The sequence below is a fragment of the Mesorhizobium sp. 1M-11 genome, assembly GCF_001303895.1.
GTDB lineage: Bacteria > Pseudomonadota > Alphaproteobacteria > Rhizobiales > Rhizobiaceae > Mesorhizobium.
This window is the reverse complement of record NZ_LJSD01000011.1, coordinates 569402-593577: the sequence shown is the minus strand read 5'-3', so window position 1 is coordinate 593577 and position 24176 is coordinate 569402. Positions and strand designations below refer to the sequence as shown.

Sequence of the window (24176 nt, the reverse complement as noted above, 5' to 3'; positions counted from 1 at the left end):
AGGTTTGCCTGTCCTTTCAGGCCGCGGTCGCTCGCTTCGATCCGGTATTTAGGGACAGGCTAACCACTGCCACGTGAAATCGTAATTTTCGTGATCCGACCCCTCCAGTAAACCGGCAATCAGACCTCCGCTGCGGTTGCAGGAATCCCGGGGGGCCAGAGAAGGGCGCTGAAATGTCGGTCGAAAAAATAGACACGCTTGTCGTCGGCGCTGGCCAGGCAGGGGTGGCCATGAGCGAAAACCTGAGCAAATGCGGCGTGCCCCATCTCGTTCTCGAGCGGCATCGTATCGCCGAACGTTGGCGCTCCGAACGCTGGGATTCGCTGGTCGCCAACGGACCGGCATGGCATGACCGTTTCCCAGGCATGGAGTTCCCGGATATCGACCCGGACGGCTTTGTCGGCAAGGAGCAGGTCGCAGACTATTTCGTCGCCTATGCCAAGATGATCGGTGCGCCGATCCGCTGCGGCGTCGAGGTCAAGGAGGTGCGGCGGCTGATCGGGCGCCCCGGTTTTCGCGTCGAGACCTCGGCCGGCGTCATCGAGGCCAACAGCGTGGTTGCCGCCACCGGGGCTTTCCAGCATCCGATCATCCCGAAGATCGTTCCGGACAATGCCGGTTTGATGCAGATGCATTCCAATACTTACCACAACCCGGAACAGCTGCCCGAGGGCGCTGTGCTGGTGGTTGGCGCCGGCTCATCGGGCGTGCAGATCGCCGATGAACTGGTGCGCACGGGAAAGCAGGTCTATCTTTCGGTCGGGCCGCATGACCGCCCGTTCCGCAGCTACCGCGGCTACGACTTCTGCTGGTGGCTGGGGGTTCTCAACAAATGGGACGCTGAAACCCCGGGCCCAGGAACCGAGCATGTCACGATCGCGGTGAGCGGTGCCCGTGGCGGCGAGACGATCGATTTCCGGCGTCTCGCTGCACGGGGGATGACGCTGGTCGGCCGCACCGAAAGCTATGCGGACGGTGTCATGCGTTTCGCTCCCGACCTCACTGAGAACATCGCTCGCGGCGACGCCAATCATCACGCACTGATGGACGAGGCTGACGCCTATGCCCTTGCCAACGGTCTGGATCTTCCGGAAGAGCCCGAAGCGCGCAGGCTCGACCCCGATCCGGCTTGCATGACCGATCCCATTCTCCAACTGAATCTGGCAGAGGCCGGTATCACCTCGATCATCTGGGCTACGGGCTATTCCGTCGACTACAACTGGTTGAAAGTGGATGCGTTCGACGAGAAGGGCAGGCCGAAGCATCAGCGCGGTGTGTCGAGCGAACCCGGCATCTATTTCCTCGGCTTGCCGTGGCAATCGCGCAGGGGGTCCAGCTTTATCTGGGGCGTCTGGCACGACGCCAAGCATCTGGCCGACCGCATTTCCACGCTGCGCAAATATATGGCCTATCACGCTGCCGCCAAACGCCAGACCGAAGACGCCTAGCCGCCAGCGATCGCTTTCACGACCGACTGTTCTCATTGCCGACTGGGGGGCTGATTAGGCGGGTCCTTATCAGCAATGAGAAAGACTGTTCTTTCGGCGTTCAACGCGCCTGACGAATATCCGAATGACAAATACGGGCACGGACCGACTGTCGCATGACGCGGGCCTTTAGTCCGATCCGATGGAGACCAGCATGGCGCATACCCGGGTTCGCAAGTTCAACACCAAGGATACCTATCCCGAGCAGAAGCTCGACAATGACCTGTGCCAGGCGGTGGTGGCGCGTGGCACCATGATCTTCCTGCGCGGACAATGCCCGCAGGACCTGGATACGGCCAAGAATCTCGACAGTCACGACCCGGTCGAGCAGACCCATAAGGTCATGCAGAACATCAAGCAGCTCATCGAAGAGTGCGGCGGCAAGATGGAACATCTGGTGAAGGTGGTGGTCTACATCACCGACGTCCGCCACCGCGAAGCGGTCTACCGGACCATGGGCGAATACATCAAGGGCGTGCATCCGGTTTCGACCGGCCTGGTGGTGACGGCGCTGGCTCGCCCCGAATGGCTGGTCGAGATCGACGGCACCGCCGTCATTCCGGACTGAGGGGCAGGCCATGACCTTCTCCATCGTCGCGCGCTGCAGCCGCACCGGCATGTTCGGCGTCGCTGTCTCGTCGTCCTCGCCGGCGGTCGCCGCACGCTGCGCCTACGCGCAGGCGGGTGTCGGCGCTATCGCCAGCCAGAACGTGACCGACCCGACGCTGGGGACCCGGGCGCTCGATCTGATGGCGCAGGGCGCGTCGGCCGCAGAAGCCGTCGCCATTCTCAAGCGCACCGGCGCGCATATGGAATACAGGCAATTGCTGACGGTGGACGGTGCCGGCATCAGCGCCATTCATTCGGGCCCCAAAGCCCTCGGCATCTGGGCCGAGGCACGCGACGAGAACGTCGCCTGTGGCGGCAATCTGCTTGCCAATGAAGGGGTGCCGCAGGCGATGGTCGACGCTTTCCTGGCTTCCAAAGGCCACCTCGGCGACCGCATCATCGCCACGATGCGGGCAGCATTGAAAGCAGGCGGCGAGGCCGGTCCCGTTCACTCCGCCGGCATGAGGCTCGTCCGGGAAGTGGCCTGGCCGGTGGCGGACCTGCGCTGCGACTGGACGGAAGAATGTCCGATCGAGGAACTGGCGAAGCTCTGGGACATCTACAAGCCTCAGCTCGACGCCTATGTGACCCGCGCTATAAATCCCTCCGATGCGCCGAGCTACGGCGTGCCGGGCGACGAGTAACAGCGCTGACGTAAGCAAGCAGGAGCCGGTATGAGCGAACTTGGCCACAGGGGCTGGATCGACAAGGCGGCCGCCATCCGCTTTCGCGACAAGGCGTTCATCGACGGCAAGTTCGTTGCTGCGCGCTCCGGCCGTACTTTCGCGAGCATCAACCCGGCGACGGGAGAAACGCTGGCCGAGGTGGCGTCGTGTGGCGAGGAAGATGTCGACCGCGCCGTCGCATCGGCTCGTCGCGCTTTCCTTTCAGGCAGCTGGTCCCGTGCAGCTCCCGCGCACCGCAAGGAAGTGCTGCTGCGTCTGGCGCAGTTGTTGCGTGAGAACCTGCACGAGCTCGCTCTGCTGGAATCGCTCGATATGGGCAAGCTGGTTGCCGATGCCGCCGCCATCGACGTGCCGGGTTCAGCCGGCATCTTCCAGTGGTACGCTGAGGCGATCGACAAGCTCTATGACGAAGTCGCCCCGACCGGCTCCGGTGACCTGGTTCTGGTCCGGCGCGAGCCGCTCGGCGTGGTCGGCGCCGTGGTGCCTTGGAACTTCCCGCTCGACATGGCGACCTGGAAATGCGCGCCGGCACTGGCTGCCGGAAACTCGGTCGTGCTGAAGCCCGCCGAACAGTCGCCGTTTTCTGCATTGCGGCTTGCCGAGCTTGCCATGGAAGCCGGCCTGCCGGCCGGCGTCCTGAATGTCGTTCCAGGTCTGGGCGAGACTGCTGGCCAGGCCCTCGGCCGCCACATGGACGTCGACTGTCTCGCCTTCACCGGTTCAACGGCCGTCGGCAAGATGTTCCTGCAGTATTCCGGCCAGTCCAACATGAAACAGGTTTGGCTGGAAACCGGTGGCAAGAGCCCGAATCTGGTCTTCGCCGACTGCGGCAATCTGGATGCAGCGGCCGATATGGCGGCCTTCGGCATCTTCTTCAATCAGGGCGAGGTCTGCTCGGCCAATTCGCGCCTGCTGGTGCAGCGCGGCATCAAGGATGCCATGGTCGAGAAGCTGGCCGAGCGTGCCGCGGCGACCCAGCCCGGCGACCCGCTCGACCCGGCCTCTAAGATGGGGGCATTGGTCGATGCACGCCACGCGGCCAATGTCATGAGGTTCGTCGAGGCCGGCAAGAAGACGGCACGCCTGGTGACCGGTGGCGAGCAGGTGACCGTCAACGGCCGCGGCAGCTTCGTTCAGCCGACGATCTTCGACAACGTATCGCCACAGGATACCATTGCGCGTGAGGAGATCTTCGGGCCGGTGCTGTCGGTCATCGCCTTCGATGACGAAGATGAAGCGCTCCGGATTGCCAACGACAGCGTCTATGGCCTGGCAGCTTCACTGTGGACGGACAGCCTTTCGCGTGCGCACAGGATCGCCGAGCGTCTGCATGCGGGGACGGTTTCGGTCAACACGGTCGATGCCTTGAGCCCGATGACGCCCTTCGGCGGTTTCAAGCAGTCGGGCTTCGGCCGCGACCTGTCGCTGCACGCGCTGGACAAATACACCGCGCTCAAGACAACCTGGATCAAATATTGAGAAACACGGACGCCTTGATCAGCGCTCCGAAACTGGCAACATAGCCGGCCATGCCACTCCGCTTTACCCTCAGACAGCTGGAATATTTCGTTGCCGTGGGCGAGGCGGGATCTATCGCCAAGGCGGCGGAGCAGGTGAACGTCTCGCCGCCGTCCATTTCAGCGTCGATCGCGCAGCTGGAAACGGAATTCGGCGTCCAGCTTTTTGTCCGCAAACACTCCCACGGCCTGTCGCTGACAGCAGGTGGCCGCGTCTTCCTGAAGGAAGCGGCGCGTCTCCTTGCCGATGCCGATGCCTTGCACGACGTGGCGGGTGACATCGCCGAAAAGGTGAGGGGGCCGCTGGCGATCGGCTGCCTGCTGACCTTCGCACAGATCATCCTGCCCGCCCTGCGGCGCAGGTTCGAAGAGAGCTACCCCGACGTTCGCGTCCGGCAGTTCGAGCGCAACCAGGGGCAACTGCTGGAGATGCTGCAGCGAGGCGAAATCGATGCGGCGCTCACCTACGATCTCGAATTGTCCCAGGACATGGCCTTCGAGCCTGTGATGCAACTGCCGGCCTATGTCATGCTGCCGCCCGGACATGCGCTCGCCGGCAGGGAGTCGATATCGCCGGAAGAGCTGGTCGATCAACCGATGGTGCTGCTGGACCTGCCGTTCAGCCGCGAATATTTCCTGTCCGCTTTCCAGCAAAAGGGACTGCGCCCCTACATAGCCGAGCGCACCGGCGACATCGCCGTCATGCGCTCGATGGTGGCCAATGGTTTTGGCTATGGCATTGCCAACATGCGGCCGCTCAACACGTTGTCTCCCGACGGCAAGCCGCTGGTGTTCGTGCCCCTGGGTGGCGACATCCGTCCGCTGACCATGGGCATCGCCATGCCCAATGCAGAGCATCGCACACAGACCGTGCAGGCGTTCATCCTGCATTGCCGTCGCTTTGTGGTCGAACAGGGTGTGTTCGGGACCGAGCGGGTCGTGGGATAGCTGCTCAGCCGCCGGTCGACACCGCCCCTTCGACAAGCCGGTCCAGAAGCTTCTCCAGCATGTCATCGCAGCGCTGCATCTGCTCGACCGTGACGAATTCGTCCGGCTTGTGTCCCTGTGCCATCGAGCCGGGGCCGCAGACCACCGTCGGCGTGCCGACATCGCGGCTGAACAAGCCGCCTTCCGTGCCGAAGGCCACCTTGATCGTGCCGTTGGCTCCGGTCAGCGATTTCACGAAGGCCACGGCTTCCGAATTCGCCGGCGTGTCGAGGCCTGGATAGGTGTTGGTGATTTCGATGTCGATTGCCGCTTCGGGTGCGATATCCGCAGCCGTGGCAGCGATGCGGGCAGCCTCGCCCCGCAGACGCTCGAGGATGACGTCCGGATTGTCGGCGGCGATGTTGCGGATCTCGAAATCGACCTGGCAGAGGTTCGGCACGATGTTCAGCGCCACACCGCCATTGATCTTGCCGGCGTGTACGGTGGTGTAGGGAATGTCGTAGTCGCCGTCGCGGGCACCATCTCGCGCCAGCCGGTCCTGTTCGCTGCGCAGAACGCCAATGAAGTCGCAGCCGAGGTGAATGGCGTTGAGCGCCAGTGGTGCCAACGCCGAATGGCCTTCGCGTCCCCTGCAGAGAGCACTTGCGGCGACCTTGCCCTTGTGACCGGTAGCGACCTGCATGGATGTCGGCTCGCCGACGATGCAGAGCAGCGGTTTGTGAGGGGCGGCGCCGAGCATCTCCACCAGGCTGCGAACACCGAGGCAGCCGATCTCCTCGTCATAGGACAGGGCCAGATGCAGCGGCGTATGCAATGGTCGCTCCGTTGCGTTCAGCGCCGCGGCAACGGCACAGGCGACGAAGCCTTTCATGTCGGCGGCACCGCGTCCGAACAGCTTGCCGTCCCGGCTCGACATTTCGAAAGTTGGCAAGGTCCAGTCCTGGCCATCGACGGGCACGACGTCGGTATGGCCGGAGAGCATGACACCTGGCCGTTCACCCGGGCCGATCGTGGCGAAAAGATTGGCCTTGTGCCCGTCGTGATTATGGATGAGCTGGCATTGGATGCCCTTGGCGTCCAGCAAATCAGCGACATAGCGGATCAGAGCCAGATTGGAATCACGGCTTACGGTCGGGAAGGCGATCAGTCTTTCCAGGATATCAATGCTGTTCATGGTCACGTCTCACATTCGTGGCGACTTTCTAGCATCGGCGCGCCGGATCGTTGAATTCGCATTTGCTTCTGCCCTGCATCGGCTTTGCCGTTCCTGCAATGATCCGTGGTTCCGGGCCGTTAGGCGGCTCCTAAGCGGCACGGAAGAAAACTCTAGTTTTGTGTCGCCGCCGTCCTCCTATGAATAGACGGCAACATTGCCAGCGCCCGATGCCAGCCACCGGAGGAGAGTTCATGCGCGATCCCCGCTACGACATTCTGTTCGAGCCGATGAAGATCGGTCCGGTCACCGCCAAGAACCGATTCTATCAGGTTCCGCATTGCAATGGCGGTGGCTATCGCGATCCGTCGGCGGCGGCCGAGATGCGGCGCACGAAATCGGAAGGCGGCTGGGGCGTCATCTTCACCGAACAGACCGAGATGCACCATACCTCGGAAATCACGCCTTTCATCGAATTGAGACTGTGGGAAGACCAGGATATCCCGGCATTGGCGAAGATGGCGGCCGCGATGCGCTCGCACGGCGCGCTGGCCGGCATCCAGCTTGCTTATTCCGGTATCAACGGACCGAACCTCTACACGCGCGAGGTGCCGCGCGGGCCGACGGCGCTACCGATCCGCACTTTCACGAACGATCCGGTGCAGGCCCGCGCCATGGACAAGCAGGACATACGCGACCTGCGGCGCTGGCACCGCAATGCCTTCAAGCGCGCCAAGCTGGCGGGCTTCGATCTTGTCTGTCTCTACGGAGCCCACGGCTTCGGCATCATCCAGCATTTCCTCTCCACCGCCACCAACCAGCGCACTGACGAATATGGCGGCTCCCTGGAGAACCGTTCGCGCCTCATGCGCGAACTGATCGAGGAAGGGCGCGACGCCATTGGTGACACCTGCGGGCTGACGTTGCGCCTTTCGCTGGACGAGATGATCGGCGAACTCGGCTTCGCCAATTCCGAAGTCCGCGACATGATCGAGATGCACGCCGCCCTGCCCGATCTCTGGGATCTTGCCCACGGCGCCTGGGAGGATTGTTCAGGCCCATCGCGCTTCAAGGACGAAGCCGCGCAGGAAACCCTGGTGGCCGGCATCAAGAAACTCACCTCCAGGCCGGTCGTTGGGGTAGGACGCTTCACCTCGCCCGATGTGATGGTGAAGATGATCAAGTCCGGCACGCTCGACTTCATCGGTTGTGCCCGGCCTTCGATTGCCGATCCCTTCCTGCCGAAGAAGGTGGAGGAGGGGCGTATCGAGGACATTCGCGAATGCATCGGCTGCAACATCTGCATCACCGGCGACATGACCATGTCGATCTCGCGCTGCACGCAGAACCCCACCTTCATGGAGGAATGGCGCAAGGGCTGGCATCCGGAGCGCATGCAGGCGAAGGGCGCCAGCGAAACGGTGTTGGTCGTCGGTGCCGGTCCCGCCGGGCTGGAAGCGGCGCGTGCGCTTGGTGCCCGTGGCTATCAGGTGGTCCTCGCCGAGGCCGGCAAGGAACTCGGCGGCCGTGTGGCGCGCGAATGCCGCCTGCCGGGTCTCTCGGCCTGGGGCCGCGTGCGTGATTATCGCCAGTACCAACTAAGCCAGATGTCGAATGTCGATGTCTATTTCGACAGCCAACTCTCCGCGGACGACATCCTTGCCTTCGGCTTCCAGAATGTCGCCATCGCCACCGGCGCCGCCTGGCGGCACGACGGCGTGGCGCGTGCGCATGTCGTGCCGATGCCGATGGATGCGGCCATGCCCGTCTATACGCCGGATGACCTGATGGATGGAAAAGTGCCTTGCGGCAACGTCGTGCTGTTCGACGACGACCATTACTACATGGGTGGCGTGCTCGCGGAGCTGATGGCAAGGCAAGGCGCGAGGGTCACGCTGGTCACGCCCTCGGCCTATGTCTCCGACTGGACCCGCAACACGCTGGAGCAGGGCGCGATCCACCGGCGCCTGGCCGAACTCGGTGTCGAGATCGTTCTCAATCGCGTCGTGACACGGGTGATGGCGGGCGGTGTCGCCACGGCATGCGCCTACACCGGCGCCGAGCGGGATTTCGCTGCCGACGCCGTGGTGCTGGTGACGTCGCGCTCGCAGAACGACGCTCTCTGGAGCGAACTCAAGGAGCGTCGGGGAGAATGGCCCGACAACGGCATTCTTTCGATCAAGGTCATCGGTGACGCGGAGGCGCCTGGGCCGATCGCCTGGGCGACCTATGCAGGCCACCGCTTCGCCCGCGAACTGGACGAGCCGGATATCGGCGATGCGCTGCCGTTCCGGCGAGAGGTCACGGCGCTGGCGGCTGAATAGAAGATCGGCGCGCCAGGAATTTGCTAGGGTCAGGCCGTTGCAGCCGTTTCGCCTACAACATAGCCAAAGGTCAGGGCTGGTCCGAGGGTGATGCCTGGGCCTGGATAGGAGCCCGCCATGATCGAATTGATGTCGTTGCCGCAAGCGTAGAGACCCGGAATCACGCGGCCGTCCCGATTTTTCACCTGGCCCTTGGCCGTGATGTCCAGCCCCATCGTCGTGCCGATGTCGCCGGGAAATATTTCGATGGCGTAAAATGGACCTTCGAGTGGTCTGACACACGGGTTCGGCTTGTTCTCTGCATCTCCGAGATAGCGCTGATAGCTGGTTGTGCCTTTGCCGAATTCGGGATCGTCACCGCGCAATGCTTTGTGGTTGAAGGCAGCAACGGTTCGCTCTAGTTGTGTGGCATCGATACCGCATTGCCGCGCAAGCTCGCCGAGCGATGTATCTCGCTTCAGATAGCCGCTCTTCAAATGCCTGCCGATCTTTGCCGGGAACGCATGGGCCGCCCCCAGACCATAGCGGCGAAGCGCTGCATGATCAGCAATCAGCCATGCCGAGCGCCGGCCTTCCTCCAGGAGCTTGGCAATGAGGCCCTGAACAAAATCATGATAGCTGACGGCTTCGTTGACGAAACGGCGCCCGTCATGTCCGACTGCGATAACGCCAGGCTTGGCGCGATCAAGGAACAGATGCGGGAATGGTCGCCGCGAACCGTCTTCATTGGGCAGCAGTGAAACCGGCGTCCAAAACCCGCCATTGGCATTTGTCTCGACGAAGGCCGCGCCGATGGCCTCTGCCGCCACGATCGCTCCGCCTGTGCTTGCTGCCGGCGACATCGAATAATGTGGCAGACCTTTACGAACATGGTCGAATTGGCGGGCGCGTCGCACCGTGTCGTGCGGAAATCCGCCAGTCGCGAGCACGACGCCGTGCTTGGCGGCGATACGTGTCGTCCCGTTCGGACCGGTGAGTTCCGCACCTGTGACACGGCCATCACCATCCTGGACGAGCTTGATCAATTCATGACTCGTGTGGAGCGCAATGCCGCGCTCAAAAACGGTTTCGGCAAGCCGCCCTGCCACTGCTGCCCCCATGACAAGCCGCGTGTTTCGTTTCCAGACAATTCGGTCACGAAGATAACGGAGCACGGTTTTGGTAGCGTAGACTGCCGATTTCGCGGAACGTGTCAGCCGCAGGAAGTGGTAGATATCCGGTCGACCAAGAGGCATCCCGCCCAGAATGGTGAAGTCGGCGATCGGCGAACGCAGTCGATAAAGATCTTGGCCAAGGCGCCGCCCATCATAGTCGAGCGCATCAAGGGATCGGCCACCCTCGGTCGCGCCTTCGCCGTCAGGGTGATAGTCCGGGGAAAAGGCGCGATGTGACAGTTTGAGTGCTGTCTTGTCATGGAAGAAAGCAATTGCCTCCGGCCCCTTTTCCAGGAAAGCGTCGACAAGCTCGGCGTTGAAACGGTTACCGCTTTCATCACGGATATAGGTTCTTGCAGCTTCGCGGCTGTCGGCCATTCCAGCTGCCTGCATCAGCGGGTTGCAGGGAACCCAGATGGCCCCGCCCGACACTGCCGTTGAGCCGCCGAAGACATCCGCTTTTTCGACAATGACAGGGTTCAAGCCGTGATGGCTCGCGGAAATAGCTGCTGCCATGCCGGCAGCGCCTGATCCGATGACCAGGAGATCGCAGCTTTCAGGAAGTTCAGACGTCGGCATGGATCGGCTCTTCGCGTGGATAGCGCCCCATGGCCCAGCCGCCATCAACGGCCAATACCTGCCCGGTGATGAAGCTTGCCTCGTCCGACGCCAGAAAGCGCACGGCGCGCGCCACATCCTCGGGCTTCCCCACCCGGCGAAGTGGTGCACCATCGATCATCTGGTGCCGTCGCCATGCCTCCGTGCGGATGCGCTCTGCCGTAAGCGGCGTTTCGATCAAGCCAGGCGCCACCGCATTGACGCGTATTCCGTTGGGCCCGAAATCGGTCGCCATCTGGCGCGTCAGCCCGATCACCGCCGCCTTGGATGCGGAATAGCCGCAGGAGTTGAATGCGCCGATCTCTCCGAAGATCGAGGCCGTGTTGACGATGGCCCCGCCGCCCAGGCGCATCATCTCACCGACCGCCCATCGCGAGAGCCGAAACAGCCCAAGCACATTGACCTGGAAATAACGGTCGAAATCCTCGTCGGTCGTTTGCAGCGCATGCGCTCCACGGGCGATGCCCGCATTGTTGACGAGGATGTTAGGGGCCAGGCCGGCAGCGGCCATTGCCGCATCGATTGCTTCCGGTAATGCGGGATCTGTGACATCGCCGACGACTGCCGTCACGCGAGGACGGGCCACGGTCAATGCCTGAAGCCCCGGCGCCTCGCGGTCGACTGCCACAACATGCGCTCCGGCCGCAAGCAGCGCCTCGGCAATTGCCAGGCCGATCCCCTGCGCCGCGCCGGTAACGATCGCGGTGCGGCCATTCAAGGCCGAGGGCTCCAATGATGAAGACAAAGATGTCAACGCGTCCTCCTTAAAATGCCGCTGTGCCACCGACGGATCGGCCGCCGTCGACGATGAGAACCTGCCCGGTGACGTATTCCGCGAATGGGCTGGCAAAGAAGGCTGCGGCATGGGCGATGTGTTCCGGCTTGCCGAGCTTGCCTGTCGGCTGTTCTGCCGCCAGTTCCGCGATCCCGTCCGGCCGCTCCAACAGCATGTCCGTCATGATCACGCCTGGCGCGATCGCATTGACGGTGATCTGTTTGGCAGCCAGTTCGAGTGCGAGTGCCTTGGTGAGGCCTGCCACGCCCGCCTTCGAGGCGGCATAGTGGGCGTAATTGCGTGCACCGAAAGCCGCACGCGAAGCCAGATTGATGATGCGCCCCCCTTCGGGAAGAACCCGAGCCGCCTGCTGGCAGAGCGTGAACATCGCGATCAGGTTCACCTCATACATGCGGCGGAAATCGTCCGCGGTCAGTTGATCGAATTTCTTCACGTCGAAAATGCCGGCATTGTTGACCAGCACCCGCAAATTCGGAGCGGTGTCGATGAGACGCTGCGTAGCGGCTGCATCCGTGATGTCGAGAACTTCCGCACGCGCCTCATGTCCTTCGGCCCGCAACTGGCGCGCTGTTTCGTCAGCCGGATCTGCCGCCCGGTCGACGACAATGACGGCAAAGCCTTCATTCGCCAGGCGACGGGCGATGGCGCGTCCTATGCCGGAGCCTGCACCGGTGACGATTGCTTCTGGAAGAACCTGTTTTGGCATTCTGATCTCTGAAGGACATGCATCCGGCGCGACGGCAGACGCGCCGGATGCATGTCGGCTCGCTAGTCGGCACCGAAGGTGCTGGGATCGATCTTGTCGTAGAGATTGGTCTTCAGGATCGCGGCGACGGCGTCCGGATTGGTGCGATCGACGTCGGCGACGAGCTTGCGCCACTTCTCCTCGAGCGTGACGAATTCGTTGAGCACGTCCGTCGGGTCTTCGATGCCGCGCGTCGCGACCGCCTTTGCCGGCAGGGCCTTGGCCACGGAGGCCTGGAATGCGCTCAACGCATCTTTCATTTCCTGCGTTGGCTCCGAGACCTTGAGACCGCGCTCGGCAGAACCTTTCAACGCCGCTTCAACGCCAACGTGATAGGCAACCTGTGACCGGGCAAGTCCAACGGCGACCTCATCAAGCAGGATGCGGCGCTGCTCCGGTGTCCGTCCGATCCAGAAGTCCTTGTTGAAGACATATGTGGCCCCGACGACAACGCCCATCGGCAAGGTGTTCACCGTCTTAGCCACCTCCCAGAATTTGTTGCCCTTGTCGAGGTTGGTGGCATCGGACATGGTGCAATCGATGGAGCCGCGCTCCAGCCCGGAATAGACATCCGCGATCGGCACGGAGACCGGAACGCCCTTCAACGATTGGATCCATTCCGTCTGGGCGGTGCCGGCGACGCGCACCTTCTTTCCCGCAACATCCTTGGGCGAGACGATCTCGTTCATGCAGATGAAATTGTAGAATGGCGTCGAATAGCCGCCGACGAAGACGCCGCCGTTCTTCGACCATTCGGCACGAAGCTTGGGATTTGTCAGGCCGAGCTCTGTCCAGGCGAAGGCAGCCGCCAGATCGTCCTTCGCGACAAAGGCCAGGTCGTTGACTGTGTTGCTGAGCGGAAGCTCGGAAGGCGTGTAAGGCGGATAGACGATGCCGAGCTGGGCCACGCCGTCCGAGATCGCCTGCATGGTGGTCGGCGCCGGTACCAGAGCTCCGGACGAATAGACCTCGAACTGCAGCGCGCCGTCCGTTGCCTTGGCGACATCCTTGGAGAACTGCTGGTACGGAAACTCGTTGAGAATATGGGCAGGTGCCATCCAGTTCGTGGCCTGGAAGGTGTCCGACCATGCGGCCGAGGTCAGCAGCGACAGGGCGGCTGTTCCCAAAAGCAGTTTTCTCATCTCTCACTCCCTTTTTTGTTTGATTGTTGACGCGTTGGCTCTTGCTGTGCCTGGGCGCAGGCTTCGTCCGCTATCGGCTCATCATCAGATTTGGCAGCCACAGGCTGATCTGCGGGAAAGCGATCAGCGCGGCCAGCACGAACAGATCGACAACAATGAACCAGGTGACGCCGCCGAAAATCTGGTTGAGCGTGACGCGATCGCCGAGCGCGGATTTGATGACGAAGACGTTCATGCCGACCGGTGGGCTGATCAGCCCGATCGTCATCAACTTGATCACCAGGATGCCGAACCAGGTGAGGTCGATACCGTGGCTGCTGAGCACCGGCACCAGAACCGGCATGGTGAGCAGCATGATGGAGATTTCCTCCATGAAAGTGCCCATCAACACCAGGATGATGCAGATGCAGATGACGATGGTCATCGTCTCGTAGCCTTCAAAGAAACCCATCACCCAGGTCGGGATCGTGGCAAGCGCAACGAAACGGGCAAACAGGGCTGCACCAAGCACGATCATGAAGATGGCCGAGGTGCCGGAGGCGGTGTCGATAAGCGCACGTCGCAACATCGGATAGTTGAGCCGGCCGCGGATCGCCGCGATGATGCAGGCCAGGAAGGCGCCGACCGCCCCGGATTCGGTTGCCGTGAAAGCGCCGGTGAAGATGCCGCCCATGACGACGAAGGTGATCACCGGCAGCGGCCAAGCATCACGGATAAGCGCCCATTTTTCAGCACCCGTCGTCGTGTCAACATAGCGTGGCGCGAGATCGGGATTGAGCACGCAACGCAGCGTGATCATGATTATGAAGGCTGCGGCGGTCAGGATGCCCGGTACCACGCCCGCCATGAAGAGCGTGTTGATGGAACTGTCGACCAGTAGGCAATAGACGATCATCAATACCGAAGGCGGTATGAGCGCCGCGAGCGTGCCGGATGCGGCAACCGAGCCAGTCGCAAGGCCGGGATTGTATTTTCCATCCAGCATTTCTGGGATGGCGATGCGCGAGAAGGCTGCCGATGTGGCAACACTTGAGCCGCTCGCGGCTCCGAACAGGGCCGACGCAAAGACGGTAGACGAAGCAAGCCCACCTGGAATACGGGCCAGAAAGATACGCGCAGCGCCGAACAGGCCGCGTGTCAGCCCGGCTTCGACCGCAACGAAACCCATGAACAGGAACATCGGGATAGCCGAGAGATTCCAGTCACCGATGAGGTTGAAAGGGATTGCCTTCGAGATGCCGATGGCAGGACCCAGGCCCATCATGGCCCAGATTCCGAAGAAGGCAGTCGTGCCCATGGCAACACCGATCGGCACACGAATGCCGATCAGCGCGAGAATGGCAAAAATGCCGATGAAGCCGATTTCCAGCCGTTCCATCTTGGTCCTCTCAGATCTCGACGGCGGAATGAGCCGCTTTCATGCGCCCGCGCTCACCCATGGCAATGCGCATCAAAAGCACGACAACGACGAGGCCGAAGCCGAAAGGCAGCAGGAACTTCGCGGGCCAGGTGGTGACGCGCCAGATTCCGTCGACCGTTTCGTTGATCCTCCAGGCGTGAACGGCGACGCCCCAGGAGAACCAAGCCAATACGCTGTAGTAGATCGCTGAAACGACGTCGGCCAAGATCAACATGACCTTCTGCGCGCGCTCCGGAACCTTTTCGTAGATCACCTCGACGACGATGGAGCCGCCTGAGACCTCGACCCACGCCAGCGGCAGGAATACAGCGCCGATCATGTAGTAGGCGGCGACAACTTCGGCCGTGCCGGGCAGCGGCGCATTGAAAAGATACTTGCCCAGCACATCGATCATGACGTGAAACATCATCAGCAGAACGGCCAGCCCTGCGACCCAAGCCAGCAGCCGGGTCAGCGTTTCGGCGATTTTCACCATGATTTCCTCCCTCCCATGGCGCGCATCACTGCATCCGGTAGCCGCCATTGATGTCGATCACCGCGCCGGTGATGTAGGCGGCGTCCGGACCGATCAGGAACGACACGGCGCCGGCGACGTCCTCTGGCGTTCCAAGCCGCTGGAGCGGGATGTTGCTCGCCGCCGCGCCATCGTTTTCCGGAGGCAGGGACTGCCGAAGCATCGGCGCATCGATCAGGCCGGGCGCCACGGCATTGACCGTCACGCCCAGTGCCGCCGCTTCGCGCGCGCCGGCCTTGATCAGCCCCAGGATCGCGGTCTTGGACGCGATATAGGCTGCACTGGAACGGTACCCGCCAAGTTGTGCGGCGACTGAACTGAAGCCAATGAAACGGCCATTGGCTATTTGACGGCGGGAGGCAGCGCGCAGGAACTCGCGCAACAGCAGGAATGTGCCGGTGGAGTTCACGGACTGGGTGCGTTGCCAGTCGGCAAGAGTGATGTCGATGATCGGTGGCCGCTCGCCATTATCTGCGAAGAGCAGGATGCCAGCAGCAGCGACGACTTGGTCGATTGGAGTTCCTCGTTCGGCGGCGTCAGAGAAAACGGAGGCCACTTCGGCTTCATTGGCGACATCGAGCGCGATCGCGCGGTGACCGCTGCCTGGAATGCCCGCAATCGTCGCCTGCGCTTTCTGCTCCGAAAGATCGGCAGCGAGCACGGAGTAACCGTCCTGCGCCAGGCGCGAGACAATAGCTTTCCCGATGCCACCGGCAGCGCCGGTGACCAGACAGATATTCGACATGCAGAGAGGCTCCTCCCTCTTGGGTGGGCGACAATGAACACATTATTGGCATTTCCGCAAACAAAAATCGTGCAAAATGACAATTTTGGATACATTATGTGCGCCACTGCACGGAGGAGCCGCCTTTGACAGATGCCCACACGAGCCCTGAATTCGTCACCGAACGCATCCGCGAGGCGATCCTCAGCGGGGATCTGCGCCCGGGCGAAAAACTGCATCAGGACAAACTCGCCGACATGCTGGGGATCTCCCGCACGCCATTGCGGACGGCACTGACGGCGCTGACCCAGAGCGGTCTCGTCTCCTACGAAAACAATCGCGGCTTCTATGTCCGCGAGTTCTCATTTTCCGATGTTGCTGGCGCGTTTCAGGTCAGGGCAGAGTTGGAGGCGACAGCCTGCCGCCTGGCTGCCTCCAACATGTCGGAAGCAGCCGAGCAACTTCTGTTCGAGCTCGTCGAAGAAGGAGACCGGCTACTGTCGCCAGGTTCGCTTTCGCCTGAGAATCTCGTGCCCTACCGGCGCATGAATGTCGGCTTCCACACCGCAATCATGGAGCTTGCCGCCAATCCCTGGATAAAGACTTTCGTGGAAAGCTTGCACAATGTGCCGCTCGCTTCGGACCGGGTGATCATGTGGCGTGATTTCTACGTCATCCGCCGCTCGCACGACGATCATCACCGCATTGCCCGCGCCTTGGCCAAAGGGCAGGGCGAGCGCGCCGCCGCCATCATGCGCGAGCACATCACCTTCGCGCTCGAGCACCTGCATACGCAGTTGGAGGAGTATCCGGAGGATTTTCTCCGTGTCCCGACCGCCGATGCGCTCTCAAGCAAAACCCGTACCCGCAGACGACACCGGAGGCCTGCAGCATGACGATCAGACTTTTTTTCTCTCCCGCTTCTCCTTTCGTACGCAAGGTCATGGTTTGCGCCCATGAGCGGGGCCTTGCCTCCGAAATCGAGAAATTGCCATCGGCCGCCTGGCCGGTGAAGCGGGACGAAAGCATCGTTCGCCACAACGCCTCCGGCAAGGTCCCGTGCGCGCTGCTGGAAGATGACACTCCGGTGTTCGACAGCCGTGTCATTTGCGCCTATGTGGACTCGCTCGCATCAAGCTCGGGCTCACTCTATCCGCAAGGCGCGCGTCGCTTCCCTGTGCTTACCTTGGAAGCGTTGGCTGATTCCGTTCTCGATGCAGCGCTTCTGTGCCGTTACGAATCGGTTCTGCGCCCAAAGGAATTCTTCTGGGTCGACTGGTATCGCGGTCAAATGGAAAAGATCGACTCAGGTCTCGATGCTCTGGAGAGCAAATGGTTCTCTGAGATATCCGTCGATTTCCATGCTGGCGCGATCGCTGCTGCCTGCGCGCTGGGTTATCTCGACTTCCGTTTTGCCGACAAGGACTGGAGAAGTGCACGCCCGCAGCTCGCCCAGTGGTTCAGCAAGGTTTCGGAGCGCCCGTCGATGATGGCGACGTTACCTCATACCTAAACGCATTCGGGGCACGAAGGACCTGCAAGTTAAAGCGGCGCGGCTTGAGCCGCGCCGCTTGCATCGCAGTCGTCAGGCCTGGTCCGATTTCAGGAACGCCAGGACCTCTTCGACGAATTCTTTCGGAAATTCGATGTTGGTAAGGTGAACGGCGGGAAAGCCTTTGAGCCGCGCTCCGGGGATGCCGGCCGCGATGGCCTCGCTCATGGCATAGGACGTCACCGTGTCGAACTCGCCGCCGATGACCAGGGTAGGGCTCTGAATGAGGGCGATGGTCCGGCGCAGGTCGGCATCGCGTACCGCCGCGAAAAGGCCGGCCAATCCTTGACGCGGTGTGTCGAGCAGATCCTGCCGGAACCTGTGGACGATCGGTCCGTTCGCCTCGACCATCGCCAAGGGAAACCAGTTATGCAGGAAGCCTTCAGCGGTATCCTTCATGTCTTCGGCCGCGAGAACTTCGCGGATGGCGGTGTCGAAATAGTCGGCAGGCCCAAGGTGTGGGGCGGTGTTGGCAAGCACCAGCCGGTCGATGCGCTCCGGCGCATGGATGGCCAGCCATTGACCAATGAAACCGCCGAGAGACAAGCCCAGAAAATGCGCGTGCTCGATACCGAGATGGTCCATCAGCTCCAGCACGTCGCGGCCAAGCCGGCCGACCGAATAAGCGCCGGCCGGTACGTCAGAGCCGCCATGGCCGCGATAGTCATAGCGGATGACCCGGAAGTATTTTGACAGTTCAGGGATCTGGCCGTCCCACATATGCAAAGTGGTGGCGATGGAATTGGCCAGGATCAGCGCCGGCGCGCCGACCGTCCCGTCTGCCCTGTAGGCGATCCTCACGCCGTCACCGGTGGTGAAGGTCGATAGGCTGGCGGGCTCTTCATGGTTGATATCGGCTCGTAGAGCGGAAGTGTTGGTCATTGAGGCACCATCTCTTTCTTGTGTTTCCAGCGTTGCGGCTGGGGATCGTGCGAAGCTAGCGCCACTCAATTTCTATAAATATTGAAAAGATTCGAATGTCTTTGTAATTAAAATCAACAATGAGTCCGTTTACGCTTCAGGAAATACAGTGCTTCGATGCCGTGGTCCGCGAAGGCGGTTTCCAGGGAGCAGCCTTATTGCTGAACCGCTCTCATGCCGCGGTCTTCGCCGCTGTCGCCAAGCTGGAGGACAGCCTCGCGGTCGCCTTGCTCGATCGCAGCGGCTATCGCGTCACGCTCACCGATGCCGGTCGTTCGTTTCATCGCAAGGCGCAGTCGCTGCTTTCCGAGATGGAGACGCTCAGGCTGCATGCACGACAGCTGGCGATGGGTGAAGAGACGCATCTGCGCGTCGTCATCGGCGATACCTGTCCGCTGAATGAAGGTCTCGGGCTGCTGAGCGGCTTTTTCGCAACCTGTCCGAACACACGCCTGGACCTGCATTTCGAAACGATTGGCGGCCCATGGGAACGGCTTTTCGAGGATGAGGCGGATCTCATCCTGCACTGGGTTGAAAAAACCGATCCGCGGCTGGAATGGATCGATCTTGGTACCGTATCGTTCGTGCCGGTGGTCGCCCTGGATTTCCTGCCGTTTCCGCTTTCGGGTCCGGTCACGCCGCAACAGATGCGTGGGCTCACCCAATGCATCATCCGTGACACGGCTCGAACCGCGCAGAAGGCGAACTTCTATGTCGTGGAGGGCGCTCCGCAGTGCACGGTGGGCGACCATCTGATGAAGAAGGAGATCATCCTACGCGGCATGGCCTGGGGGCATCTGCCGCGTTTCATGATCGAAGAGGAACTGCGAAGCGGACGCCTCTTGTCGATCGCCGGAGATCATTTTCCAGGCGTCGAAGTTGAGTTGGTCGCGGCGCGTCGACGCGACCGCCCGCATGGCCCTGTGGCTACCCGTCTTTGGGAGCACATCAGGCTCTGCTCCTCCGATCTTCGCGGCGTGTGACGGTGGAGTTCCTCTACTTCCAGTTTGCCTTTCTTCCACTCAGTTCCATGACCGCATTCGATAACAGCTCATCGAGGCGAAGCAGCATGATGTGCTCATTCGCTGGAGATGTTCGAAGGAGATGGCCGATCCTGCCGTGCAGCCTGTCCGCCTCGGACATGAACGCTTCGGTTGGTTGACGGCATGCCGGCGGCGGTATGCTGTTTCCTGTCGTAACGACGATTTGTTGCATTGGATGTCTCGATTGTATGCGGTAGCGGCTTTGGGTTGTCTTTTCAGGACCGCCCTATTTTCGGGAAGTGTCCCAACCGATGATGAGATCTTCGATGCGGATCGGGAATCGCCGTACGCGAACGCCCGTGGCATGCCACACAGCGTTGGCAACCGCGCCTACGGTGCCGGTGATGCCGATCTCGCCGACGCCTTTGATGCCGAGCGGATTGACGTACGGGTCATTCTCCTCGATCAGGATCGCATCCAGCGAAGGCACGTCCGCATTGACCGGTATATGATACTCGGCAAGGTCGGCATTCATGATCCTGCCGGTCCTGTGGTCGGTTATTGCTTCCTCGTGCAGGGCGAAGGATGCCCCCCAGATCATGCCGCCGAAATACTGGCTGCGCACGAGCCGGGGATTGATCACGCGGCCTGCCGCGAAAGCGCCGACCAGGCGCGTCGCACGGATCTGTCCGAGATCGGGGTCGACCTTCACCTCGGCGAAGACGGCGCCATGGGAGAACATCGCATGCGCCGCCGCAGCTTCCTGATCGCGTGCCGCCTTGGCTGTCCCAATCACCTCGGCCTGACCGGCGCGGGCAAGGATCTCGACGTAGCTTTCGCTGCGACCGTCATCGTCAAGCCTGTGAAGCCGGCCGGACCGGGCCACCACACCGATATTGCCGGCGCCGAAAAGCGGAGATGCGGGATCGGCAGTGGCGAGTGCCGCGAGCTTGGCGATCGCATCCTCGCCCGCATTGTTCAGCGCCAGGCCCGCACTCGCTGTGTGGCCGGAGCCGCCGGCGATACCGCCGTCGGGCAGGCTCGATACACCGGAATGGAACTCGACCTGATCGGGATCGAGACCGAGCGCCTCCGCCGCGATCTGCGCGAGTGCCGTCCAGGCCCCTTGTCCCATGTCGGCGCCGGCCGTTTCCACCAGTGCCGTGCCGTCGGCGCGCAGGGTAGCACGCGCTTCAGCAGGGAAATGCGGGCAATGGAAAACGGCTGTGCCCATGCCCCAGCCGACGAGGAAACCGTTCTCGTCGCGCATTTGCCGCGGTTCGATCGGCCGGCCGGCCCAGCCGAAGCGTTTGGCGCCTTCCGAGTAGCATTCCCGAAGTGCCTTGGATGAAAAAGGCCTGCCCGTACCGGGTTCGGTTTCGGCATAGTTGGCCAGCCTGAACTCAAGCGGATCCATGCCGCAGGCGACCGCGGCCTCGTCCATCGCGACTTCGAGCGTCGCCGACCCGGAGGCTTCGCCGGGCGCACGCATCGGCCCCGGTGTGCCGGTGTCGAGCCTCAGTCCTTCATGCTCCACAAGGATGGCGGGGCTTTCGTAGAGCGGCAGCGAGGCATTTGCCGCCGCCTCGAGGAACTCGTCGAAGCTGGAAGTGGCGCAAAGGGCATGGTGGTGCAGGGCGGTAAGGCGCCCGTTACTGTCCGTGCCGATGCGCAGCTTTTGCCAGGTGTGGCCGCGATGCCCGACCGGGCCGTACATCTGTGCCCGGGTGAGTGCCAGCTTCACCGGTCGCTTGAGCAGGCGTGCGGCAAGAATAGCCAATATCTGCGGCCCGTTGAGGATGGCTTTCGAGCCGAAACCGCCGCCCAGGAAGGGCGAGCGGATCAGCACGTTCTCGGCCGGGATCCCGAAATAAGCGGCATAGGATGCGCAGCTCAGCGCCATGGCCTGGTTTGGCATGTCGAGCGTAACCCGGTCGCCGTCCCATTCAGCCACCACTGCATGGGGTTCCATCGCATTGTGATATTGCGCGGGCGTCACATAATCCGCCTCGATCACGTGAGTGGCGGCAGCCAGCCCCACCGCGATATCGCCATGGGCCGTGCGCGCCGGCATGCCGATGCCGACGGAAGCGGTGTCGAAACGGTCGCCATTCGAGAGATTTGTGCGGGCATCGGCGACTTCATATTGCGGGTTGAGCAGGGCTGCTCCTTCTGTTGCCGCCTCCAGCGTCTCGGCGATGACCAGCGCGATCGGCTGGCCGACATAGCGCACGCCGTCGTTCTGCAGCACCTCCACACGGAAGCCGAAAGGCAGCATCTTCTCCTCCGGATCATGCGACAGCGGTGGCCGATTGGCTGGAGTGAGGATTTCGACGACGCCGGGATGCGCCTTGGCAGCGGTAACGTCGAGTGCCGTGACGCGTCCGCGTGCGATGCGGCTGATGGCGGTCACAGCATAAAGCATGCCTTCCGGATGGTTGTCGGCGGCATAGGTTGCGCGGCCGGTCACCTTGAGCACGCCATCGCGGCGCGTCAGCGGCTGGCCGGAATTCGATCCGTGGCGGCGGGGTTGGGTGGTTCGGGAAGCGATCTCAGGCGACATGGGTTGCTCCAGCTGTTGTGGAGAAGGGCGAGGCCGGCAGTGCGGGCATGACCTCGGGCGTTCCCTCCAGTGCGAGGTTCAAGGCGCGCACGACGATGCGGCGCGCCAGCTCGATTTTGAAGGCATTGTCGCCGGACGGAAGCGCATCGGCGAGCGCCAGTTCGGCCGCCTTTGTGAAGGCTTCGGTCGATGCAGGCATATCCACCAAAGCCGCTTCCGCTTCGCGCGCTCGCCAGGGTTTGGCGGCAACGCCGCCGAGTGCGATGCGTGCCTTGCGGATCAGGCCACCTTCGATCTCCAATGCTGCCGCGGCCGAAACCACGGCAAAGGCGTAGGAGGTGCGTTCACGCAGTTTCAGATAACGGGCATTACCCGAAAAGCTCGCGGCTTCCGACGGCAGCCTGAGCGCAACGATGAGTTCGCCTGGCGCCAGCGCGGTTTCCCGTTCCGGCGTCGCGCCGGGCAGGGCGTGCAGCAGGTCGACCGGAATATCGCGGGCGCCGTGCGGACCTTCGACTTCGGCCACCGCATCCAGCGCCACCAGCGGCACGCAGAAGTCGGAAGGATGAGTGGCAATGCAATGCTCGCTCCAGCCAAGCACGGCGTGGAGGCGGTTTTCACCGTCGCGCGCATCGCAGCCCGATCCAGCCATCCGCCGGTTGCAGGCGCTGGCCAGGTCATGGAAATAGGCGCAGCGCGTGCGCTGCATCAGGTTGCCACCGACAGTCGCGGCATTGCGCAATTGCGCCGAAGCGCCCGAAAGCAGGGCTTCCGCCACGGCCGGGAAGGTCCGCGCGAAGCGTGCGTCATAGGCAAGATCGGAATTGCGGACCATGGCGCCAATCCGTACGCTGCCATCCGCCAGCCATTCGATATGATCGAGGCCTGGCAGTCGCGTGATGTCGATGACACGCTCGGGCCGCATGGTGCCCACTTTCATCAGGTCGAGCAGGTTGGTGCCGGCGGCGAGATAGGTCGACCCTGGAACGGCTGCGGCAGCGACCGCCTCGGGCACGCTGGCCGGGCGTATATAGTCGAAACGGTTCATGCTGCGTCCCTCCGATTGCCTTCGGTCACCACCTTCTGAGCTTCCAGGATCGCTTCGGTGATGCCCTGATATGCGCCACAGCGGCAGATGTTGCCGCTCATCAGTTCGCGGATGCGTTCCGGATCGCCTTCCGCATGGCCTTCCTTGATGAGGCCGACCGCGCTCATGATCTGCCCGGGCGTGCAGTAGCCGCATTGGAAGCCGTCATGCTCTATGAAGGCTGCCTGGACCGGATGCAGTGTTTCGCCCTCGGCGAGCCCTTCGATTGTGGTGACCTCGGCTCCGTCGAGGCTTGCAGCCAATGCCAGGCACGAATTGATGCGCCGCCCATCGACAAGCACGGTGCAGGCCCCGCATTGGCCGCGGTCGCAACCTTTCTTGGTGCCTGGCAATCCGAGCCTCTCGCGCAAAAGGTCGAGCAGCGTCACACGCGGGTCGTCGAGCACAACCGTGCGCGCTTGACCATTTATGGTGAGGCTGATGGAGAGTGACATCGCGGTACTCCATTCAGTGATCGTGATATATGGAAGCCGCTGTCCAGCGGCGAAGGATGCGGGCGCGCGGAAAGATCTGGTGCGAAACGGTCCGTTGACCCTGACCGAGATTGCCTTTGTGCAATGTCCCGATCTGCATTACTATATACGGAGGGTGCCTCCGTTTATCAAGGGGGAATATGTCCCGTTGGAGAAAATGGAACCGAAGATCGAAAAGGCAAGGAGAAAACCGCGCGCGGATTCAGTTCGCAACCGGGAGCTTTTGCTCGAAACGGCGACGCAGATATTCAGCGCGGGTGGCCCGCAAGCCAGCCTGGAAGCGGTGGCAAGGCAGGCTGGCGTTGGCATCGGCACGCTCTATCGTCATTTCCCGACGCGCGAAGCCTTGTTCGAGGCGGTCTACCGGCATGAGGTTGATCAGCTTGGAGATCTCGCCGAACGGCTGGTGAGGGACGCTGAGCCGGTCGAAGCGCTGCGCACATGGCTGCACGCCAATGTCCGTCTCGTCGCTACCAAGAAAGGAATGATCGAAGGGCTTCAGCTCGTGGCGCACGGCTCCTCCGAACTCAAGGCCTATTCCTTCGATCGGTTGACGAATTCTATTGGCCTCTTGCTTGATCGTGGGGTTGCGGCTGGCGAACTTCGGTCCGACATTTCGCCGGAAGATCTGTTGCGGACCCTGGTTGGCATCTTCTATTCGCAAGGCACTGCGGGATGGCAGCCCACTGCGCTTCGTCTTGTCGATGTCTTTGTCGACGGGTTGCGCAAGCGCTGAGGC

Annotated in this window: 22 protein-coding genes; 10 read left to right on the top strand and 12 right to left on the bottom strand. The window is 62.1% G+C overall.

Going from position 1 to position 24176, the window contains the following annotated elements; all coding sequences use genetic code 11:
• The first annotated feature begins 173 nt into the window (after nucleotides 1–173).
• From AO692_RS06675 to AO692_RS06655, 5 genes are all read left to right on the top strand, one after another.
• Nucleotides 174–1448, top strand: a complete 1275-nt coding sequence (locus tag AO692_RS06675) for an NAD(P)/FAD-dependent oxidoreductase (protein WP_054309236.1) — start codon at nucleotides 174–176, stop codon at nucleotides 1446–1448.
• Between the two features lie 193 nt (nucleotides 1449–1641).
• Nucleotides 1642–2055 (top strand): RidA family protein, encoded by a 414-nt coding sequence (locus tag AO692_RS06670; protein WP_054309235.1) that lies wholly within the window; start codon nucleotides 1642–1644, stop codon nucleotides 2053–2055.
• A gap of 10 nt (nucleotides 2056–2065) precedes the next feature.
• Entirely contained in the window at nucleotides 2066–2740 is a 675-nt protein-coding gene (locus tag AO692_RS06665) for a DUF1028 domain-containing protein (RefSeq protein ID WP_054309234.1), read from the top strand.
• 30 nt (nucleotides 2741–2770) lie between these two features.
• The gene (locus tag AO692_RS06660; protein ID WP_054309233.1) at nucleotides 2771–4261 is read left to right on the top strand and encodes an aldehyde dehydrogenase; all 1491 of its coding nucleotides are present in this window, start codon (nucleotides 2771–2773) and stop codon (nucleotides 4259–4261) included.
• 50 nt (nucleotides 4262–4311) lie between these two features.
• Nucleotides 4312–5247: a LysR family transcriptional regulator gene (locus tag AO692_RS06655; RefSeq protein ID WP_054309232.1), complete on the top strand. Its 936-nt coding sequence runs from the start codon at nucleotides 4312–4314 to the stop codon at nucleotides 5245–5247.
• Between the two features lie 4 nt (nucleotides 5248–5251).
• On the opposite strand, the gene argE is transcribed toward AO692_RS06655, so the two are convergent.
• Nucleotides 5252–6421, bottom strand: coding sequence for an acetylornithine deacetylase (gene argE / locus AO692_RS06650; protein WP_054309231.1), 1170 nt, complete (start codon nucleotides 6419–6421; stop codon nucleotides 5252–5254).
• 233 nt (nucleotides 6422–6654) lie between these two features.
• On the opposite strand from argE, the gene AO692_RS06645 reads away from it, so the two are divergent.
• Nucleotides 6655–8724, top strand: a complete 2070-nt coding sequence (locus AO692_RS06645) for an NAD(P)-binding protein (RefSeq protein WP_054309230.1) — start codon at nucleotides 6655–6657, stop codon at nucleotides 8722–8724.
• A 29-nt stretch (nucleotides 8725–8753) separates the two neighbouring features.
• Here the strand turns inward: AO692_RS06645 and AO692_RS06640 are convergent, their stop codons facing one another.
• The 7 genes from AO692_RS06640 to AO692_RS06610 form a co-directional block, all read right to left on the bottom strand.
• Nucleotides 8754–10457, bottom strand: a complete 1704-nt coding sequence (locus tag AO692_RS06640; RefSeq protein ID WP_054309229.1) for an FAD-dependent oxidoreductase — start codon at nucleotides 10455–10457, stop codon at nucleotides 8754–8756.
• On the bottom strand, nucleotides 10444–11214 hold the full coding sequence (locus AO692_RS06635; protein WP_244483266.1) for an SDR family oxidoreductase: 771 nt from the start codon (nucleotides 11212–11214) through the stop codon (nucleotides 10444–10446). The genes AO692_RS06640 and AO692_RS06635 overlap by 14 nt, the downstream gene beginning before the upstream one ends.
• Nucleotides 11215–11260: 46 nt before the next feature.
• The gene (locus tag AO692_RS06630; protein WP_054309228.1) at nucleotides 11261–11998 is read right to left on the bottom strand and encodes an SDR family NAD(P)-dependent oxidoreductase; all 738 of its coding nucleotides are present in this window, start codon (nucleotides 11996–11998) and stop codon (nucleotides 11261–11263) included.
• Between the two features lie 62 nt (nucleotides 11999–12060).
• A complete protein-coding gene (locus AO692_RS06625) occupies nucleotides 12061–13179 on the bottom strand; it encodes a C4-dicarboxylate TRAP transporter substrate-binding protein (RefSeq protein ID WP_054309227.1) in 1119 nt (372 codons plus the stop codon).
• Nucleotides 13180–13249: 70 nt separating this feature from the next.
• Nucleotides 13250–14557, bottom strand: a complete 1308-nt coding sequence (locus tag AO692_RS06620) for a TRAP transporter large permease (RefSeq protein WP_054309226.1) — start codon at nucleotides 14555–14557, stop codon at nucleotides 13250–13252.
• Between the two features lie 10 nt (nucleotides 14558–14567).
• Nucleotides 14568–15074, bottom strand: coding sequence for a TRAP transporter small permease (locus AO692_RS06615; protein WP_054309225.1), 507 nt, complete (start codon nucleotides 15072–15074; stop codon nucleotides 14568–14570).
• A gap of 25 nt (nucleotides 15075–15099) precedes the next feature.
• A complete protein-coding gene (locus AO692_RS06610) occupies nucleotides 15100–15858 on the bottom strand; it encodes an SDR family NAD(P)-dependent oxidoreductase (protein ID WP_054309224.1) in 759 nt (252 codons plus the stop codon).
• 125 nt (nucleotides 15859–15983) lie between these two features.
• Between AO692_RS06610 and AO692_RS06605 the strand changes: the two genes are divergently transcribed.
• Both AO692_RS06605 and AO692_RS06600 read left to right on the top strand, forming a co-directional pair.
• On the top strand, nucleotides 15984–16733 hold the full coding sequence (locus tag AO692_RS06605) for a GntR family transcriptional regulator (RefSeq protein ID WP_054309223.1): 750 nt from the start codon (nucleotides 15984–15986) through the stop codon (nucleotides 16731–16733).
• Entirely contained in the window at nucleotides 16730–17350 is a 621-nt protein-coding gene (locus AO692_RS06600) for a glutathione S-transferase family protein (RefSeq protein ID WP_082407231.1), read from the top strand. The genes AO692_RS06605 and AO692_RS06600 overlap by 4 nt, the downstream gene beginning before the upstream one ends.
• A gap of 72 nt (nucleotides 17351–17422) precedes the next feature.
• On the opposite strand, the gene AO692_RS06595 is transcribed toward AO692_RS06600, so the two are convergent.
• Entirely contained in the window at nucleotides 17423–18271 is an 849-nt protein-coding gene (locus AO692_RS06595; RefSeq protein WP_054309222.1) for an alpha/beta fold hydrolase, read from the bottom strand.
• A 119-nt stretch (nucleotides 18272–18390) separates the two neighbouring features.
• On the opposite strand from AO692_RS06595, the gene AO692_RS06590 reads away from it, so the two are divergent.
• Nucleotides 18391–19293, top strand: coding sequence for a LysR family transcriptional regulator (locus AO692_RS06590; protein ID WP_054309221.1), 903 nt, complete (start codon nucleotides 18391–18393; stop codon nucleotides 19291–19293).
• A gap of 286 nt (nucleotides 19294–19579) precedes the next feature.
• On the opposite strand, the gene AO692_RS06580 is transcribed toward AO692_RS06590, so the two are convergent.
• The 3 genes from AO692_RS06580 to AO692_RS06570 are packed head-to-tail and all read right to left on the bottom strand — an operon-like array spanning nucleotide 19580 to nucleotide 23398.
• Nucleotides 19580–21856: a xanthine dehydrogenase family protein molybdopterin-binding subunit gene (locus AO692_RS06580; RefSeq protein WP_054309219.1), complete on the bottom strand. Its 2277-nt coding sequence runs from the start codon at nucleotides 21854–21856 to the stop codon at nucleotides 19580–19582.
• Nucleotides 21846–22904: a xanthine dehydrogenase family protein subunit M gene (locus AO692_RS06575; protein ID WP_054309218.1), complete on the bottom strand. Its 1059-nt coding sequence runs from the start codon at nucleotides 22902–22904 to the stop codon at nucleotides 21846–21848. Before AO692_RS06575 ends, AO692_RS06580 begins: the two co-directional genes overlap by 11 nt.
• Entirely contained in the window at nucleotides 22901–23398 is a 498-nt protein-coding gene (locus AO692_RS06570) for a (2Fe-2S)-binding protein (RefSeq protein WP_054309217.1), read from the bottom strand. Before AO692_RS06570 ends, AO692_RS06575 begins: the two co-directional genes overlap by 4 nt.
• Nucleotides 23399–23594: 196 nt before the next feature.
• On the opposite strand from AO692_RS06570, the gene AO692_RS06565 reads away from it, so the two are divergent.
• Entirely contained in the window at nucleotides 23595–24173 is a 579-nt protein-coding gene (locus tag AO692_RS06565; protein WP_054309216.1) for a TetR/AcrR family transcriptional regulator, read from the top strand.
• Nucleotides 24174–24176 lie beyond the last annotated feature (3 nt).

Coding starts and splice junctions, on each gene's coding strand:
- AO692_RS06615 (WP_054309225.1), bottom strand. CDS start 15,074: ATGGTGAAAATCGCCGAAACGCTGACCCGGCTGCTGGCTTGGGTCGCA.
- AO692_RS06575 (WP_054309218.1), bottom strand. CDS start 22,904: ATGAACCGTTTCGACTATATACGCCCGGCCAGCGTGCCCGAGGCGGTC.
- AO692_RS06570 (WP_054309217.1), bottom strand. CDS start 23,398: ATGTCACTCTCCATCAGCCTCACCATAAATGGTCAAGCGCGCACGGTT.
- AO692_RS06665 (WP_054309234.1), top strand. CDS start 2,066: ATGACCTTCTCCATCGTCGCGCGCTGCAGCCGCACCGGCATGTTCGGC.
- AO692_RS06620 (WP_054309226.1), bottom strand. CDS start 14,557: ATGGAACGGCTGGAAATCGGCTTCATCGGCATTTTTGCCATTCTCGCG.
- AO692_RS06595 (WP_054309222.1), bottom strand. CDS start 18,271: ATGACCAACACTTCCGCTCTACGAGCCGATATCAACCATGAAGAGCCC.
- AO692_RS06610 (WP_054309224.1), bottom strand. CDS start 15,858: ATGTCGAATATCTGTCTGGTCACCGGCGCTGCCGGTGGCATCGGGAAA.
- argE (WP_054309231.1), bottom strand. CDS start 6,421: ATGAACAGCATTGATATCCTGGAAAGACTGATCGCCTTCCCGACCGTA.
- AO692_RS06640 (WP_054309229.1), bottom strand. CDS start 10,457: ATGCCGACGTCTGAACTTCCTGAAAGCTGCGATCTCCTGGTCATCGGA.
- AO692_RS06600 (WP_082407231.1), top strand. CDS start 16,730: ATGACGATCAGACTTTTTTTCTCTCCCGCTTCTCCTTTCGTACGCAAG.
- AO692_RS06565 (WP_054309216.1), top strand. CDS start 23,595: ATGGAACCGAAGATCGAAAAGGCAAGGAGAAAACCGCGCGCGGATTCA.
- AO692_RS06675 (WP_054309236.1), top strand. CDS start 174: ATGTCGGTCGAAAAAATAGACACGCTTGTCGTCGGCGCTGGCCAGGCA.
- AO692_RS06670 (WP_054309235.1), top strand. CDS start 1,642: ATGGCGCATACCCGGGTTCGCAAGTTCAACACCAAGGATACCTATCCC.
- AO692_RS06660 (WP_054309233.1), top strand. CDS start 2,771: ATGAGCGAACTTGGCCACAGGGGCTGGATCGACAAGGCGGCCGCCATC.
- AO692_RS06580 (WP_054309219.1), bottom strand. CDS start 21,856: ATGTCGCCTGAGATCGCTTCCCGAACCACCCAACCCCGCCGCCACGGA.
- AO692_RS06625 (WP_054309227.1), bottom strand. CDS start 13,179: ATGAGAAAACTGCTTTTGGGAACAGCCGCCCTGTCGCTGCTGACCTCG.
- AO692_RS06590 (WP_054309221.1), top strand. CDS start 18,391: ATGAGTCCGTTTACGCTTCAGGAAATACAGTGCTTCGATGCCGTGGTC.
- AO692_RS06630 (WP_054309228.1), bottom strand. CDS start 11,998: ATGCCAAAACAGGTTCTTCCAGAAGCAATCGTCACCGGTGCAGGCTCC.
- AO692_RS06655 (WP_054309232.1), top strand. CDS start 4,312: ATGCCACTCCGCTTTACCCTCAGACAGCTGGAATATTTCGTTGCCGTG.
- AO692_RS06645 (WP_054309230.1), top strand. CDS start 6,655: ATGCGCGATCCCCGCTACGACATTCTGTTCGAGCCGATGAAGATCGGT.